Source organism: Vibrio sp. 1CM24A (assembly GCF_023161725.1).
In the GTDB taxonomy this organism is placed as follows: Bacteria; Pseudomonadota; Gammaproteobacteria; order Enterobacterales; family Vibrionaceae; genus Vibrio; species Vibrio coralliirubri.
Genome location: NZ_JALNTS010000007.1, coordinates 259,027 through 277,425 on the forward strand (window position 1 = coordinate 259,027; position 18,399 = coordinate 277,425).

At 46.2% G+C, this 18,399-nt stretch carries 10 protein-coding genes; 3 read left to right on the forward strand and 7 right to left on the reverse strand.

Annotation, left to right across the window (positions count from 1 at the left end):
• Positions 1–27: 27 nt before the first annotated feature.
• Positions 28–3,144, forward strand: a complete 3,117-nt coding sequence (locus MSG38_RS17005; protein ID WP_248402265.1) for a beta-galactosidase — start codon at positions 28–30, stop codon at positions 3,142–3,144.
• Between the two features lie 173 nt (positions 3,145–3,317).
• Here MSG38_RS17005 and ygjK read toward each other — a convergent pair whose 3' ends face one another.
• The 7 genes from ygjK to ebgR form a co-directional block, all read right to left on the reverse strand.
• A complete protein-coding gene (ygjK, locus tag MSG38_RS17010; RefSeq protein WP_248402266.1) occupies positions 3,318–5,699 on the reverse strand; it encodes an alpha-glucosidase in 2,382 nt (793 codons plus the stop codon).
• Between the two features lie 15 nt (positions 5,700–5,714).
• Positions 5,715–6,779: a protein YgjJ gene (ygjJ, locus tag MSG38_RS17015; protein ID WP_248402268.1), complete on the reverse strand. Its 1,065-nt coding sequence runs from the start codon at positions 6,777–6,779 to the stop codon at positions 5,715–5,717.
• A gap of 407 nt (positions 6,780–7,186) precedes the next feature.
• On the reverse strand, positions 7,187–8,620 hold the full coding sequence (locus tag MSG38_RS17020; protein ID WP_248402269.1) for an amino acid permease: 1,434 nt from the start codon (positions 8,618–8,620) through the stop codon (positions 7,187–7,189).
• Between the two features lie 572 nt (positions 8,621–9,192).
• Positions 9,193–10,617 carry an amino acid permease gene (locus MSG38_RS17025; RefSeq protein WP_048605567.1) on the reverse strand — a complete coding sequence of 475 codons (1,425 nt, stop codon included), beginning with the start codon at positions 10,615–10,617 and terminating at the stop codon, positions 9,193–9,195.
• 198 nt (positions 10,618–10,815) lie between these two features.
• Entirely contained in the window at positions 10,816–11,268 is a 453-nt protein-coding gene (locus MSG38_RS17030; RefSeq protein WP_050644914.1) for a beta-galactosidase subunit beta, read from the reverse strand.
• A gap of 3 nt (positions 11,269–11,271) precedes the next feature.
• On the reverse strand, positions 11,272–14,373 hold the full coding sequence (ebgA, locus tag MSG38_RS17035) for a beta-galactosidase subunit alpha (RefSeq protein ID WP_248402270.1): 3,102 nt from the start codon (positions 14,371–14,373) through the stop codon (positions 11,272–11,274).
• A 324-nt stretch (positions 14,374–14,697) separates the two neighbouring features.
• Entirely contained in the window at positions 14,698–15,681 is a 984-nt protein-coding gene (gene ebgR, locus MSG38_RS17040; RefSeq protein ID WP_050711725.1) for a transcriptional regulator EbgR, read from the reverse strand.
• Positions 15,682–16,074: 393 nt separating this feature from the next.
• Here ebgR and galE point away from each other — a divergent pair, with 393 nt between their 5' ends.
• Both galE and MSG38_RS17050 read left to right on the forward strand, forming a co-directional pair.
• Positions 16,075–17,085 carry a UDP-glucose 4-epimerase GalE gene (gene galE / locus MSG38_RS17045; protein WP_248402271.1) on the forward strand — a complete coding sequence of 337 codons (1,011 nt, stop codon included), beginning with the start codon at positions 16,075–16,077 and terminating at the stop codon, positions 17,083–17,085.
• Positions 17,086–17,280: 195 nt separating this feature from the next.
• Positions 17,281–18,336, forward strand: a complete 1,056-nt coding sequence (locus MSG38_RS17050; protein ID WP_050652440.1) for a UDP-glucose--hexose-1-phosphate uridylyltransferase — start codon at positions 17,281–17,283, stop codon at positions 18,334–18,336.
• Positions 18,337–18,399: the final 63 nt, after the last annotated feature.

Below are 18,399 nucleotides of genomic sequence, written 5' to 3' on the forward strand. Positions count from 1 at the left end.
TAAACGGCTTTTGGTAAGGAACACGTCATGAGAACTTTCTCTCAAATCATCTCTGCCCGTGAGTGGGAAAATCAACACATCACCCATCATAACGTTGTTGAGGCTCATGCTCCTTTAAATAGTTACACCTCGTTGGTTGAGGCTATGACGAAGAGCTCGTCGAGTGTTATGTCTCTCAATGGGACTTGGAAGTTTCAGCTGTTCGATTCACCAGAGTTGGTTTGCGAAGAGGTAGTATCGGAACATTTTGATGATTCTTCATGGAAGTCGATTTCAGTGCCAAGCAACTGGCAGATGCAAGGCTTTGATAAACCGATCTATACCAATGTGAAATATCCTTTCGCTGATAACCCTCCCTTCGTCCCTAGCGATAATCCAACAGGGCTCTACCGAACGCATTTTAACTGCATGGAACCGGAGCTATTAGATACCCATAGGCTGACCTTCGACGGCGTGAATTCTGCATTTCATTTGTGGTGCAACGGCAAGTGGGTTGGCTATTCGCAAGACAGTCGATTACCGGCTGAATTTGACGTGTCTGAATACTTGCAAGCGGGCGAGAACACGTTGGTAGTGATGGTGCTGCGTTGGTCTGATGGTTCTTATCTTGAAGACCAAGACATGTGGTGGCTCAGCGGCATATTCCGTGATGTGACTTTATTGAGAAAGCCCAAGGTCGCAATCGAGGATGTTGGTATTGAGACTCAGCTAGATGCTTGCTATCGCGATGCGGTTTTAAATATTTCTACGCAAATAACCAAGCACAGCAATGATGTAGAAAGCTGCTTTAAGCTGAAATCTGAACTTTATGATGCTCAAGGACAGTTGGTTTTCGAACCTCAAATAGTGGGTTTTGGTGAGCGTTATGTCGATGAAAAAGGGCCGTGGTCTGAAGTCGCAGAACACCGCATTTCAGTGGTGAACCCGAACAAGTGGAGTGCCGAGTCACCCTACTTATATCGCTGTGTGGTGTCATTGCTTGATGAACATGATGAGCTTATCGATTGTGAGGCTTACGATGTCGGCTTTCGAAGTGTTGAAATTACCGATAGTTTGCTCAAAGTTAACGGAAAACCGTTGCTGATTCGTGGCGTCAATCGTCATGAACATCACCCTGAATTGGGTCACACCATGACTCGAGAGGGGATGATTCAAGACATCAAACTGCTCAAACAAAATAACTTCAATGCCGTTAGAACCGCTCATTATCCGAATCATCCATTGTGGTATGAACTGTGTGATGAGTATGGTCTGTATCTGGTTGATGAGGCGAATGTGGAAACTCATGGTCAATTTCCGATGTGCCGTTTATCCGATGATGCGTCATGGTTAAATGCGTACATGAGACGAATGACAAGGCTGGTGGAGCGCGATAAAAACCACGCCAGCGTGATCATTTGGTCGCTGGGTAATGAATCGGGTATTGGTCGCAATCACCATGCGATGTATCAATGGGTGAAACAAACTGATCCAACACGTCCCGTTCAGTATGAAGGTGGCGGGGCAGATACAGCAGCGACCGATATTTTATGTCCTATGTATGCACGAGTTGATTGGGATTTACCTGTGGTTGAGAGTCAACCACAGGTGACACCTCGCGTGGGCATTCGTAAAGCGATAGCTCTACCAAACGAGCATCGTCCTCTTATTCTCTGTGAGTACGCCCATGCAATGGGGAACAGTCTGGGCAGTTTTGATAAATACTGGCAAGCGTTTAGAGACAACCCAAGATTACAGGGCGGATTTATCTGGGATTGGGTAGATCAAGGGATCACCAAAACCGATTCGAGCGGCAAACAATATTGGGGCTATGGTGGTGATTTCGGCGACGAGATTAATGATCGCCAGTTTTGCATTAATGGTTTGGTATTCCCAGACAGGACGGTGCATCCAACGCTACATGAAGTGAAAAAAGCACAGCAGTTTTATCAATTCAAGCTGGTTTCTGCATCACCACTGGTGATTGAGATTACTAGTGAGTATTTATTTGATTCAGGGTCTGTCGAAACGCTTAATTGGAATATAACTCAAGATGGAATTGTTCAATGTCATGGCAGTATTGAGCTGCTTGTTGAAGCTCAATCCAGTGTGCGGATTGAGCTTGATGGTGTGACTATCCCGAAGACGGCTAATGCGCTCAACTTCCTTAATCTTGAAGTGGTATTAAACACCAATACTGCATGGGCGGATAAAGGCCATGTGACCGCGATTGAACAGCTTAGCTTACCTATTCAGCCGCAATTGATGTTGGATGCTAACCTCTCACAATACCCACCGAAAGTGACTGAAACCGACACGCCGCTGACGGTGATTGGTGATACTTATCAAGTAGAGTTCGACAGATTGTCTGGGATACTAGAGAGCTGGAAAATTAAAGGGGTGGAACAACTTGCTAGTGGCCTTCGAGATAACTTTTATCGTGCACCATTAGACAACGATATCGGTGTCAGTGAAGCAAACCGCGTTGACCCTAATTCATGGATAGCACGCTGGCAGGCGATGAGGTTAGATAGGCTCACTCCAGAGTGCATCGAATTTTCATCCATCACTCAGAAAAATAGGGTGTCGGTGACTGCAAGAATTGCCCACACGGTGGAAGATCAGGTTCGTTTGTTGTCGACGTGGCGGTACCAATTATTTGCCGATGGTGAGGTCAAATTAGATGTGGATGTTCAAGCGGCGAAAGGTTTGCCGTCTCTGCCACGAGTCGGATTTGAGTTTGCTTTGAAGCATGTGCCTGATGGGGTGGAATGGTTTGGTCGTGGGCCACACGAAAACTACCCAGATCGAAAGATGTCCGCACATATGGGGCTATATCAGCAAAGTATTGAACAAATGCATACCCCTTATATTTTCCCATCTGATTGCGGCTTGCGTTGTGATGTTCGTGAGGCAAAAGTGGGCGCATTCGAATTGCAAGGAGACTTCCATTTCTCAGTCAGTCGTTTTGGGTTACAGCAGCTACAGAAGGCAAAACATACTTGTGACTTAACTGAACAAGAGCAGCTGTTTGTTTATGTCGATGGCTTCCATATGGGGGTTGGCGGTGATGACTCATGGACGCCAAGTATCCATGATGAATTCAAATTATTGAAAGAGCATTACCATTATCAGGTGTGCTTCCATTGTGGTGATAAAGGCTAACGTGCAGCGAATTGAGTAAAAGGATCATGGTAGGCCAAATAGTCTAAGTGCTTGTTGTTCGCTTATTTTGCTTCAGGTGTAAAAAAGGCACTCAGCGAGATACTGAGTGCCAAAGCCTGAAATTTATGAGGTTATGTTTTCATTGAATTCCAGAAGACAGGTATAGGTTTGATTTACTCTGCGTCAGTAAAGAAATCGTTGTAAAGCATGTACAGGTGAGCCGCACTCCAAGAGAAGTTTGGTGCGCCTTGTTGTTCACCGTTCAATGGGTTGTAGTTCTCACGGATAGGACCGTCTTGAACTAACCCATCTGCGTGGTCAAAGAACGCGCCTGCCATTTCAATTGCGTCATCACGGTAGCCGTAGCTGTCCATGCCTTTTAGACCGAAGTAGAATTGGTCTACCCAAACGCGTCCACGCCAGTAAATATCTGGGCCGAATGCTGGGCTAGAAAACGCTGCTGTGCCTAGTGGAACGTAGGTGTTGAACTCTTCCGTATCTTTCATCACAGAGACAACTGCATCAGCGTGACCTTGCGTTGCTGCGCCATTGAACAGTGGTGACCACCCTTCAGGGCCTTTACCACGTTCTACAATCGGTTTGCCTGCACAGCCATTGGCTAGTGGTTTGTCTTCAATGCGAATGTCGTAGAAGAAGTTAGTGCTCTCATCGAACATACAAGTGTTGATGTAGTTCGATAGGTGCTCTGCTTTTTCACGGAACTCTTTCGCTTCTGCGTCTTTACCTAGAATGTCAGCCATTTCTGCTAGGTACTTGTTATCGCTATACATGTAGCTTGCTTGGTCGACAGATTCTTGCAGTAGCGAGTAGCCTAGTAGTGTGCCGTCTTCAGCACGGTTTTGAGCGAACTCAACATCCCAATCGCTGCGCTTACCACCGTTTGCAACGTATGCGTCTAGCTGGTCTTTATCAATGAAGCCAAATGCGGCTGCATCGTCGCGACCTGACTCCCAAGACGCGGCAGTTTGTGCCGGGCTCTCGATGTAATCGTAGTTACCCTCTGCAATCACTTTATCTAATGCTGCTTGGCCTACGACTGTTTCGTGCTTATCGCCACGAACCACGGTGAAGTACATTTCACCTTCAGGTGTGTTGTGTGCTTTGTCGCGTGCTGCGCCGTATTCAGGCACACCGTTGCCGTTGTTATCACGGTTGCGTAACCACCAATCATGGTATGCCACTAGCTTTGGATACATCTCTTCAAGCCAAGCTTCGTCGCTGGTGGTCTTGTAGACTTCCATTACTGCCCATGCTGCTAGGCTTGGTTTGGTATTACGTTCGTTCCAGTTACCGCCGTCGCCGCCACGTTCTGGGCTTAGGTTGTAAGCGAGTAGGTCTGGCACGTAGCCTTCATCCCAAGGGCGAACGGTATCGTCGGCTTGGATTTGGTAAGCGAACATTGCACGGATGTTGTCTTTCGCTACGTCTGGGTTGAAGTGAGCCATTGCGTAGGCTTGTTTCCATGTGTCCCAAGGCCAAGTTTGGTTGCCCGAGAACCAACGTGCGGTCACTGATGGTGTTACAGAGTCAAACTCCATCGCACCTGCTGCGCCACGCCAGTTACCGTTTAGGGTTTCCATCGCTTTTACTGCAACACGCTCTTGCTCTGGTGTTGCGTTCGGGTTGGTTAAGCCCATCTCTAGGTAACCTTCCCAGCGTTCTGCTGATGCAGTTAAGAAGTCGGTAGGGTTTGCCATGATCTTTTTGATTTCTGGCTGTTCAGCTTTCGCTTCTTCTGCCGTCAGAACATGCGAGTAAGTCGTGTAGATGGTGGTCGATGCTTCAATGTTTGCCGTTGAAGTAAACGCCAAACCATCCACTGTGGTTTGTGTTGGAATCGACTTGTGAACTTGGTACTCAGACTCACCAGAAGTCAGTAGGTCCCATGTCGAGCGTACCTTACCAAAGGTTACTTTTAGGCCATCGTCAGTTGCGACGATTTGACGGTCATACTCAGGGTAAGTTTCAGCAATGGTTTTGTCTGTTTGCGAAACGCCTTCTTTGGCGTGGGTCTTTTCTAGTAGTTCACCATCCCACACTAATTCAACCGGGGAATCAGTGGTGATTTTAGTTTCTAGTAGAGAGGTACGGTTTGAAGCAAAACGCATCGTCATTTCTACGGTGACATCGTCAGATTTTAGTGTCTGAACCAATGCACCTGGCAGGCTGTAAGCTTCCATGGTAAATGCGACTTTTTTGCCATCTTTGAACACGCTTAGGCGGTCAAAGTTATCAGCCATGAAGTTGATGTATTCTTCGGTAAGCAAAGCAGTTCCTGGGAAGCCGCCCATGCCTTCAGCTGTGTCTGGCAGCAAGTGACCGTGCCATGCACCTAGGTCGAAGAATGGGTTGAAGCGCTGGTGGTCATCGAAGTCGTAGTCACGCATGTATTCTGGTGAGCCAGTGCGGTCGATAACGTTCTTAAATTCGTTTGCTTGCAGTTGCTCTGTGTCAGAACTTGAGTTTGATGTACAGCCAGTAACAACAAGTGCTGCGCCGATAGCGAGAGCTGCGAATGATTTATTCAGTTTCATGATGAGTTCCTGTTATTACCAGTAGAAGTATTGCATTGCGAACACTTGCGCGTCGCCGATTTCAGTGTCGCTGCCTACGCCAAAGCGGCTGTCGAACGCAGTAGCAAATGCGCCGTTTCCGTATTCGTACCAAACGCCAGCATTGATGTAAGAGGTGATTTCTTTGTCGCCATTGTCACCGTCAAAGTTTGCGTAGTTGTAGGCTGCTGATAGGTAAACGCCTTGTGCGGCTTCATACCATGCACTGGTTTGAATACCTGATTCGCTACCGAAAGATTCTTGGTTGCCTTTGTCGGTATCGTGCCAAACACGAGTGGCGAAGTTTTTGTACTCAGCTCCCAATAGTAGAAGTTCGCCGCCATCGTTGTTACGCACTTCACCGCCACCCATTAGGGTTAGGTCGTCAGTGAGGTCATATTGGAGGTAACCGTTGACCATGGCGTTCTTGTCTTTCCATTGGTCTGCGAAGCTGTCGTATTTACCGAAGTGAATGAGAGCATCGTCTTCAGAGAAGTCAGATTCTGGAGCGAATGAAACACTGTAGCGAAGTTTGCCTTCTAGGTTTTGAATCTTCACACCAACGTGAACATCACGCGTGTTTGAGATTGCGTAGCCGTACTCGACTGTTGGGTCACCCCACCATTGAACGTCATCCAGTGACGAGTCCATACGACCGACAATAAATTCTGTTTTTTCGTCGGTGCGGTAGCCAGCGTAAAAGCGGTTAAAACCACCTTCGAAGCCGCCCCAACCGTGGCCTGTCGCCCAAGCATTACCTTCGTCATCGGCCTGTACTGTCCAGCCTTCCATGTAAGCTAAACCAAACCAATTACCGTGTTCGATAGCCAAGCCTGCTTCAATGTAAGTACCGTCTGCATAACGGCCTTTGTCATCACCTTCTAGTGCCACGTGACCACCAAGGCCAAGCTCACCATAAAAGTTAAATAGGGTTTCAGTTTCTGTTTTAGGAGGCTGAGTATCACTGTGGTTTGCTGCGGACTCTTCCGCGTGGGCAGTGGTACTTAGGGCAGCAAGAATACAGCTTGTAATAAGAGTGGTTTTAGTAAAACTACTTTTCATTTTAATCACTTCTGTGTCGGGGTTATCAATGAAGGTTCGCAAGCAGTTCTGACTTCTAATATGGGGTGCTCTTCAAGGCGTATTGGTCAGGTTACTTACGATCGCAAAACCGATATTAATGATAAATTTGGTGTTTAAAATTAATTCAGTTTAAAAGTGTGATCTATTTTTAGTAAATATTTACTTTGTTTTTATTTTGACTTTAAGTTGAATGTGTAGAGGCATGGCTAGGGTGATAGCTATTCAGTTGGTGAATTACTTTATAGGTGGTTCGATTGTGGACTCGAATGTCTTCTTTCTTGAAGGCTTTGGTGGAATTTAGGTGTTGAGTGGGAATGTACCGACAAATAAAAAGGCACTCACCAAATGCGAGTGCCTTAAGCTTTCAATGAGAGTGTAGGGTAAAGCTAAGCGTTCGCCGGTTCAGGCTTTGCTTCTAGTTTTTTCTCTTCTGGAGATAAGCTTTTCTCGTATTGACCGTACTTCCACCATGCGTAGCCAAGGAAGATCACAATACCACCCACGTTGTAGAAGATGATGGTCATGATGTCTGCGCCTGTTGGGAAGGTAGAAGCGAAGAAGCCAACCGTAAAGATAGCGATAAGAATCGATACTGCAGTAATACCGACCGTACGAGAACCCATGCGGAAATCACGAGGAAGGTGATCCAGTTTCACGCGCAGGTGAAGGTAAGCAATCATGATGAACAGTGGCGGTAGCATAGAAGCTGCTGCAGTCATGTTAATGATGGTGCTCATCAAGTCTTGCACTGTGTCAGAGGCCAACGTTGGGATGAACATCAGTGGAATCACGATGAAGAACTGAATCCATGCCGCGTGCTCTGGAACGCCTTGTTTGTTAAGCGCGACAGTTTTCTCGCCGAAGATGCCTTTAGGGATTTCAGAGAAGAAAATCTTAACGGGTGTTGCCGTCCACATTAGCAGGGAGCCCAACATTGCAGTGAATGAAACCACACCAACGAAGCGGTTCATCAAGATTTCAGACAGGCCAAAGTGTCTTGCTAGCCCTTCAAATACCTGAACTGAGCCGCCTGTGAATTTAAGCTCTTCACGCGAAACAAACACGTTCGCCAACACAGATCCTACCGAGTAAAGCGCGCCGATGAAGATACCCGCGATGATGATCACTTTAACGAAAGACTTGTGACCGCCTTTGATGTCGTTAACGTAAACCGCGACCGATTCTGCACCGCCTGCCGCCATGAAGATCCAAGTGATTACGCCAAGGAATGCCCAGTTGAAGCTTGGTGTCATGGCTTCAATAGTGATTGGGTCAGCTGGCTCGATACCGCCTACCAAAGCACCGCCAGATAACAAGATGTAAGACATCGTTAACAGCAGCATCAGTGAGGATGTTAGTGAGGTGATAGGGCCCAGTAATTTCGCGCCGTTATTCGAGATATGAGTCGCGACCGCAAACAAAATGGTACTCAGAATTGCGGTGGTCATTGGCGTGAATATGTACTCGAAACCTAAGAACGCATACGACGCATAAGCGATGATCCTAGGCAGCAGAGAGGTGAAGAAGAACAGGTTAACAAACCAGTAGGTGTAAGCTGAAATAAACGCCCAGCGACCGCCTAGAGAGCTTTTAACCCAAGAGTAAACACCCGCTTCAGAGTCTTTATTCAGTGACACAAACTCTGCAACGATCAAACAAAATGGCACAAAGTAAAAGATGGTTGCTAGAAAGAACATCGGAGCCGAGGAAAGGCCGATCTCGATGTTGTTATTAATGATGTTATTGAAGCTGTATACCGCCGCGAAGGTCATAGACAGTAGGGCAAATTTGCCTATCGTACTGCGTTTATTTTCGGACATGATGTTCTCCGGTGAATCACGTTGATGATCGTTATAACTTGGTCCTAGAGAGGGAAGCTCTAGGCCGCACTTTTATTGTTATGTTGGTTTGGCAAACACCCGCTTTGTTTTGTCAGGGTTGGCTCATTGTTGTTTTTATAGATTTACGATCGGACTTCTTTGGGCTTTTTCTCTCTGGTATTTCAGTAAAGTTATTACCAAAACAAAGAGTTAAAGATTAAGAAGTTCATTGAAGAGATTGCTGGTTTCATGAGCGACGATTTATAAGGCTTGTAGGGGCTTTTTGTCGCTTTTTTATATGAATCAGTTTGTCTCTTCAGCAAGAAGATTAAAGATTAAGCGGCGGGAAGTTAATCGAAATTGATCAAATATGTGACCTTGAGTAAACAAATTTAGTTAATGTTTTACTTTGGTTTTTATTCGAGTTTTATTACCTATTAATTGGTGTTTTTCGTGAACTGAAACCTTGACGGAATGCCGTTTTTATTTTTGGGTTTGTTTTTAATTGTCTGATTTAAAACAAAAAAAAGCGCCGGATAGGCGCTTTTAAAGTTGGGGGGTAATGCAGAGTGCTACGATTGCTTAGCTGTTTCTAGCTTTGCGTCTTTACCTGCCTGCTTTTTTTCAAAGCGAGAGATCCACCACCAAGCAAGACCAGAGAATACCGCTGTCATGAATACGTTGATAAAGAAGGCTTGAACTAGGTCAACACCTGTTGGGAATGCAGATGCCGTCATACTCACAACGAAGATGCCGATAAGTACAGATACAACAGCCATACCTTGAACTCGAGTACCCATGCGGAAATCACGCGGTGTGTCGTCATGCTTCAAGCGGAATACAAAGTACGCCACCATGATGAAGATAGGCGGAAGCATTGCTGTACCAGCCGTTAGGTTGATTGCTGTGTTCATCATGTCTTGTACTGATTCAGAGCCGAAGCCGTTCACCACAAGCATCACGAATACAAACGCGAACTGCCACCAAGCTGCACGTACTGGCACGCCGTGTTCGTTGAGCTCTGTTGTCTTCTCGCCGTAAACACCTTTAGGGATTTCAGAGAAGTGAATTTTTACTGGAGCTGCTGTCCACATCATCATTGAACCGAACATGGCTACGAATAGGATAATACCGACGAAGCGACCCGTTAGAGATTGTGAGATGTCGAAGTAGTTCGCCATACCTGTGAAGATTTCAACCATGCCGCCAGCGTAGGTCAGTTCATCACGAGCAACGAATACGTTAACAAGTAAAGAGCCCACTGCGTACATTGCGCCGATTGCGATACCTGCACCAATGATAACCTTGATGAAAGACTTGTGACCGCCCTTAACATCGTTTAGGTAAGCGGCTGCGGTTTCTGCACCACCGGCTGCTTGGAAGATCCAACACATGATACCTAGCGTTGCCCAGTTGATGGTCGGTGTCATTGCTTCAAGCGTGATTGGTTCTACTGGCTCATGGTTGCCGCCCAGTGCCATTAGTGCACCGATAACGTAGATTGCAAACAGAGCGAATACACCGTAGGCCACGATCTCGGCAATCTTACCTAGCCAGCTCGCGCCTTTGGTTGAGATGTGGGTTGCTGCTGCAAACAGAGCAATCGAGATAGCCGATGTAACGACTGGCGAGAAGGCGTATTCATAGCCCAACATCGCGTAAGACGCATAAGCGATTACGTTTGGTAGCAGGGATACAAACCAGAAAAGGTTTACGAACCAGTATAGGAACGAACCTAGGTAGGCTGCTTTTGAGCCTAGTGGTTTTTTAAGCCAGTCATACATGCCTGACTCTGAATTTTTATTTGCTGATACGAATTCAGCAATAATGAATACGAACGGAATGAAGTAAATAAGGGTCGCAAGCAAAAAGATAGGAGCAGAACTCAATCCCAATTCGATGTTGTTGTTTACAATGTTGCGAACGTTAAATACCGCTGCAAATGTCATGGAGAGTAGGGCAAATTTGCCTAACTTACCGCGTACAGATTCAGACATAGTGTCCTCCAAGGGTCACGTAATTATAGTCGTTATATCTTTAAGCTTCCTTGTAGGGAAGAAGCATAAAGGCGTTTGCAGTGTGGCTGAGCCTTGAACGGCAAGCCTCAGTCACACTGTGAATAGATCTTGTGGTTGCTACTTTCGGCTGTTTGGCTTCGGTAGCTTAATGTCGGTTACTTATTTAGCTTCCGTTACTTACTTATTGAGGAAGTAGCCGTCTTCGATAGTCACTTTCAGCACCACTTTGCGAACTCGGTTATCACCGTGAAAGCGGTAAGCTTTGCTGTTATCAAAGATTGCTACTTGGCCTTCAACTAACTCACGAGTCTCGCCGTTACCCATGAGGTGTTCACGGTCGGTTTCATCGCTGTAAGCTTGGGTCTGTTCAAGCTGAGACTTATCAGCGAACTCAACCGTTTCACGACCTTCCAAGTAGTAGTGCACATCAAAGTAACGGCGGTTACCGGTGAAGTTTTCTGTGTTACGAGCCACGCCGTCTTCAATCATGTAAGCCAGTGAGTCACCAATGGAATACATCACGCCATCTTTGATTTTGCCGATGTTTTCAATCGCTTCTACACAGCGCTGCCATTTACGACCGTCGCGGTAAACGACTTTAAATTGCTCTAGGTTGTCTAAAACGATCATCGCTTATGCCTCGTTCTGTTGTGGTTGAGTTGTTGGCGTATTCGCCGTGAAGAACTCGTCACCAAAGTTGTGATTGATTAGGTGTTGTGCGTCGCAATCGCCTGCTTGGAATGGAATCAGAGTTAGGCCGTAGCGGAACTCGTCCATGTACACGCGGTAAGAATCCAACACTTCGCTGCCCCAAGAATTTGAGCCTAAGCCCATCACTTGGTGGTCTAGGTTTAGGGTGATGTAGCCACTCTTCTCTAGTTCAATCGTGTGCTGTGCTTGATGTAGGTTTTGGTTGGTGTAGAACCATGCACTGAAGTTGATTTCTTGCTGTGGTTTTACTGCAATACCATTGCCAGCACGGCTTGAAAGCGCAGCCCAGCGAACGTGTTGGCGGTTGCCGTTATTTTGTGGGAACGGGTAGTTCTCGAACATGTCAGCCACGGTTGATTGGTAAACATCAATCATGTTGGCTTGCTTGCTGTCTTGGTAGTTCTCTTCAGGGCCGCGGCCGTAGTATTGAACTTGGTCGAAGTCGCCGTTGATGCCCATGTCGAAACCAATGACTGGAATCACGTGAGGGTAATCACCGTAACGCTCGCCGCTCAGTTCAACGTTTAACTGACCTTCGGCACTGATCTGGTAGCGATATTCACAACGCATGCCGAAATCAAATACTGGTGGAGCAATGATGCTGGTGGTGGTGATCTCTACCTTACCGTTTACCTGTTCAACGTTAAGCGTACGGAAGTGTTCCTGCATGATCTGTAGGTGTGCAGGTTCCCAGTAACCGTCGTGCTCTTGCTTATGGTTATCGATCATTGGCTTGAAGAAGTTCAGCTTAGGCTCAGACTTAATCAGTTCCTCGCCATTCACTAACCATGACGTCAGTTTGCCGTTCACTTTCGAGAAGTTCAGAGCAAAGTTGTGACCTTTGATTAGGTAGGCTAAGCGAGATTCTTCAACATTCAGTGCTGTCGCATTGTTGTTGGTGAAGGCTTCAAGTTGTGCTGTGTTCTCTTTCACTTGGAACTGGTAAACCGCGATGTCGTGGTTCGCTTCGCTGTATGAAGTACGAGAATCCTTACGAACCGTGAAGTTCACAAACACTTCACGCTCATCAAGCTGTGGCAAGTTTAGAGTCAGTTCACGGCTAGAGTTTTCAGCTAGCTCTTCAACCTTGATGTGTTGCACAGCAATGGTTTGACCTTCAGCGCGGATTTCCGCAGTGATGGTGTAGTCATCGATGTTTGAGAACCAAAGCTTGTTATCGACAGTGAAGGTGCCCGTTTGTGCATCGAAATCACGAAGCTTCACTGGGGCAATCACTTGTTTGTACTCTTTCAAGCCAGGGCCTGGCGTTTGGTCTGGGTAGATCAAGCCATCCATGCAGAAGTTGTAGTTGTTCGGGTAGTCACCGTAGTCACCGCCGTATTTGTAGAACTCTGTGCCCGCTTCATCACGCGCTAGAATGCCGTGGTCACACCATTCCCAAACATAGTGACCTTGAATTGCGTCATGCTTGTAGAACACATTTTGGTATTCAGTTAAACCACCCGGGCCGTTACCCATTGCGTGTGCGTATTCGCAGATGATGCGTGGCTTTTCGTGTGGGAATTCACCGAAGGCATTCATCAGTTGAGCACGTGAGTACATGGTTGAAATGATGTCGACTACTTCAGCATCACGGTCTTCTTCGTAGTGAACCAGACGCGTGTCATCAATTGCTTTTGCAGCATCGTACATAGAGCGGATGTTGCAGCCGTAACCAGACTCGTTACCTAGAGACCACATGATGATAGAAGGGTGGTTCTTTTGAGCGTGGATATGACGTTCGATACGTTCAACAAACACCGCTTCCCATGCAGCATCGTTAGTGATGCGGCTTAGGTCACCAACGTTAGCAAATCCGTGTGTTTCAACATCGGTTTCGCCCATCACGAATAGGCCGTAGATATCACACAGTTCGTAGAATCGTGGATCGTTCGGGTAGTGTGCAGTACGTACTGAGTTGATGTTGTGTTGCTTCATCAGCACTAAATCTTTCTCTACGCGATCCATGCCAACAGCACGACCTTTCAGGTGGTCGTTGTCGTGACGGTTCACGCCGTGCAGCATCACGTATTTATTGTTGATGTAGAACAGACCATCGCGAACTTTAATGTCGCGGAAACCAACGCGCTGTGGAATCACTTCCAACACCTTGCCGTCAGCGTCTTTCAGCGTAAGCAGCAGTTGGTACAGGTAAGGGTTCTCAGCGTTCCATTGAACAGGGTTAACCACATCAATAGAGAATTGAGTATTCGCATTGCCATCGACACTTAAACTATCTACTGAGCCTTGCGAGATAACTTGGCTGCCATCAAGCAATGCGTACTCAAGGGTTGCGTTTGCCGCTGCTGCTAGGTTTTCTAGTTCCACTTTGCACGACAGGGTAGCGCTTTGGTAAGCGTCGTCGAAGTCAGTGCGAACGGTAACGTCTTGAACGTGCAGTTGTTCTTTACCTACTAGGTAAACGTCACGGAAGATACCGCCCGTCCACCACATGTCTTGGTCTTCAATATAGGTTGAGTCGGCCCACTGCATTACACGAATAGAAAGTAGGTTGTTGCCTGCTTTTACTTGGTTAGAGATATCGAACTCAGCGGTTAGGCGGCTGCCTTTGCTGAAGCCCACGTATTCGCCGTTTACGTAAACTTCGAAGTAAGTTTCAACGCCATCAAATTTGATGATGGTTTGTTTCTCGTCCCAGCTTTCGCCAAGGAAGAAAGAGCGTTGGTATGCGCCGGTTGGGTTGTCTGATGGTACGAAAGGCACATCAATTGGGAATGGGAAACCTTCATCTGTGTATTGGAGATCGCCGTGGCCTTCCATTTGCCACATGTTTGGAACCGTGATGTTGCCCCAGTCGCTCATTTCCTGAGAATAGAACTCTTCAGGAACCAATAGCGGATTGGTGAAATAGCTGAAATTCCATTGGCCACTCAATAGTTGGAAGTGGCTGCTCAGTTCACGCTGAAACGTTTTTGCATTTTTTTCTGATGCGTACGAGAAGAAGTATGCACGCGGTGCCATACGGTTCTCATGTAAGTTCAGGAAGTTTTCCCAGTTGTTCACGTTGCCTCTCTCTCGGCCTGAATGCAGTTTGCTGACCGACGTTCTTATGCGTAATTGGGTCGTAGTGAATACGAGTATTTTTGGACTGAGGTAATTATTAGTAAAAATTTTACTAAATTAAATTGGTGAAAACGTTTTACTTTAACTTCATCACGTTTTTTATGGTATTTTTACGGTGCTGTGTGATCCACTTAAAAGAATGCTATTGGCTGATTTATGCAGTAGGTTAAAGAGGGAGATATGTGTCGATTGATGTATGTGACGGGCACAAAAAAGGCCACCTTCAACAAAGGCAGCCTTTATTTATCTACTTGATATATTTAATTATTTTGTTGTATCGCGCAGCTTAAGTTTGCTTGGTACATAGACGCGTAATGGGATGGTTCGGCCGTCGCGTACTTTTTCAATCAGCAGGTTAACGCCTTGAATTCCCATTAGTTCAGAGTGAATACGAACAGTCGATAAAGATGGGAAGGTAAATTTAGCTGTTGGGATGTCGTTTACACTGATCAGCGCAATATCTTCAGGAATGTTTAATCCGTGCTCATGAACTGCTCGTAAAACGCCAATTGCGATGGAATCTGACGCAATAAACATGGCTTTAGGGTAGTCGCCCGTCGCGAGCATCTGTTTTGCAAGCTTGTAACCTGATGAGCTAGAGAAGTCACCACGGTAGATGTCTTGCTCACTGACAACATTTTTGAGGCCACCATATTCAGCAAAGGCGACTTCACGAATATCAGGGGTGTTGACGTCGTCTTGACCACCAATAAAGCCGATACGCTCATAGCCTTGGTTGACAAAGAAGTTGGTGATCTCTTTGCTGATCAAAGTCAGGTCGATATCGACAGAGTCATAAGGTTCTGAGTGATCGGTAAAATCGACATAACAGATATTATCGCTCAGCTTCTTAGCTTGCTCGATAACCTCTGGTGTCATTCTACCCACCAACAAAACACCTGTGATTGGCGCTGAATTGATCTGTATTTTACTTTCATAACAGTTGGTTAGCTTAACTTCCATCTTTTCACATTGGGTTTCAATTCCATGGCGAATCGATAGGTAGTAAGGGTCGTTAACCTCAGCTTCTTGCTTGTAGTTATACAGTGCTAGGAAGTGATGGTTTTGTTTTTTACTGCTAACGGTTTTTCGTGAGCTGCTGGTTTTGTATTCCAACTTCTCTGCAATTTCAAAGATACGCCTTTTGGTCTCTTCCTTGACGCTTAATGTTGGATCTTCATTGAGAACCCTTGAAACTGTAGCCAATGATACATTCGCTTCAGTCGCGATATCTTTTAACGTTGCCATACTCACTTCCTGTTATTGGAACATTGCGCTGCTTTGAAATTGGTATTTAGTAAAAAAGCAATGCACCTCTTTATTCTACAGACCTATTGTAATCAAACTGGACGTCATTGCATTAACTTTTAGTAAAATAAATGCTCAACTCATCTGTGATGTCTCAAATCTAACTATCTATAATTATCTTATTAAAATTCAATGAATTAGAGGTTAACAGCTATACGTTCTCTCTATGTCATGATCAGTACCAATGATGAAAGTCAGTGTAAACGTTTACACTTCGTGGTTTTGATCACAGAATTATAGTCAAAATGGCTGCTACTATTTCTGACATACGGTGCTACTGAGCTGAATGTCAGTTCGAGTTAGCCCACGAATGACGACAAAGAGAGGTTGATTGTGAAAGTACTGGTTACGGGCGGCATGGGTTACATCGGAAGTCATACATGCATTCAAATGATACAGGCAGGTATGGAGCCGATCATTGTTGATAACCTTTGTAACAGCAAAGAGCTAGTGCTGGAACGAATCGAGTCGTTAACTGGCAAGCGCCCAACGTTTTATCTTGGCGACATTCGTGACCAATCCTTTCTAGATAGCGTGTTTTCAGAAAACGATATCCAAGCGGTGATTCACTTTGCTGGCCTGAAAGCGGTAGGGGAGTCGGTGGCTAAGCCTTTGGAGTACTACGATAACAACGTCAATGGTTCACTAGTGTTAGCTCGCAGTATGAAGAAAGCGGGCGTGAAAAGCATCGTATTTAGTTCTTCGGCTACCGTTTACGGTGATCCAGAAGTAGTGCCGATTACTGAAACTTCACCAACTGGCGCGACAACTAACCCTTATGGTCGCAGCAAATATATGGTGGAAGAGTGCTTGAGCGATCTGTTCAACGCGGAGAACGATTGGAGCGTCACTTTACTGCGTTACTTCAATCCAGTTGGCGCACATCCATCGGGCACTATGGGTGAAGACCCACAAGGTATCCCAAATAATTTAATGCCGTTTATTGCTCAAGTAGCCGTCGGTCGCCGTGAAAAACTGGCTGTTTTTGGAAACGATTACCCAACAGTCGATGGCACAGGCGTTCGTGACTATATTCATGTAATGGATTTAGCGGACGGTCATGTCGCAGCACTAAAAGTGGTTGGCGAGAAATCGGGTTTACACATTTACAATCTAGGTACGGGCAAAGGCTCAAGTGTACTCGAGATGGTTGAAGCCTTCGCACAAGCATCGGGCAAACCGGTTCCTTATGAACTTTGCCCACGCCGCGCAGGTGATATTGCCGAATGTTGGGCAAGCACTGAAAAAGCAGAGCGCGAGCTTGGCTGGAAGGCGACGCGTAGCGTGATGGAGATGACGGGGGACACGTGGAATTGGCAGTCGAATAATCCGCAAGGTTACTAAAGAAATTTTAAGTTGTTGAAAAAATAGAGATTCCAGAAATCTCGTACCTCGATTCTGGAATGAAGAATTTTAAAACTACGATTTATGAACGTCATTCCCTACAGCGAGGCACGAGCGTGATAGGGAATCTCCTTGTAGAAGAATTATTCATCTTGGTGAATTGGCCAAGACACAAAATTTGAGAGCAATCTAAACATGTCAAAAGTTGAATTTAACCCAGTAGACCACCCGCATCGTCGTTATAACCCATTAACGGGTCAGTGGATCTTAGTATCACCGCACCGAGCAAAACGTCCTTGGAGTGGCCAAGATGAAAAACCATCGAACGCGCAGCTTCCTGCGTACGAGAAAGAGTGTTTCTTGTGCCCAACCAATACGCGTATCTCAGGCGACGAAAACCCAGATTACGACGGCACTTACGTATTCAGTAATGATTTCGCGGCCTTGATGCCCGATTCGCCTGATGCTCCAGAGTCTGAAAACCCTCTATTCAAGACTCAAGGTGTTCGCGGGTTGAGCCGTGTGATCTGTTTCTCTCCGGACCACAGCAAAACGTTGCCAGAGTTACCAGTAAACAAGATTCGCGGTGTTATCGACACATGGAATGAACAGATTGAAGAGCTAGGTAAAGACTACCTATGGGTTCAAGCGTTTGAAAACAAAGGCGAGACCATGGGCTGTTCTCAGCCACACCCACACGGTCAAATCTGGGCAAACAGCTTTTTACCCAACGAGATTGAACGCAAAGAGAAACTGTTAAAAGAGTACTTTGAACAGCAAGGCTCAAACCTATTAGTGGATTACGTTGAAGCTGAAATGAAAGACGGTTCTCGCACTGTGGTTGAAACTGAACATTGGATTGCGGTGGTTCCTTATTGGGCGGCGTGGCCATTTGAAACCATGTTGCTACCAAAAACACACATCCGTCGTATGAGCGAACTGACTGACGAACAACGTGATGATTTAGCGCTTGCGATTAAGAAGCTGACCAGTCGCTACGACAACTTGTTCCAATGCTCATTCCCTTACTCAATGGGCTGGCACTATGCGCCATTCTTCGAAGAAGGCACGGACATCGAACACTGGCAGTTGCATGCATTGTTCTACCCGCCGCTACTGCGCAGCGCATCAGTTCGTAAGTTTATGGTGGGCTACGAAATGTTGGCTGAGTCTCAGCGTGATTTAACTGCAGAACAAGCCGCGCAACGTCTGCGTGATTTGAGTGACGTTCACTACAAAGAGCAGGAATAGCCTACTTCGTAGATAACGAGTGAGATTTCTGATATTTCGTCCCTCTATTCTGGAATGACGACA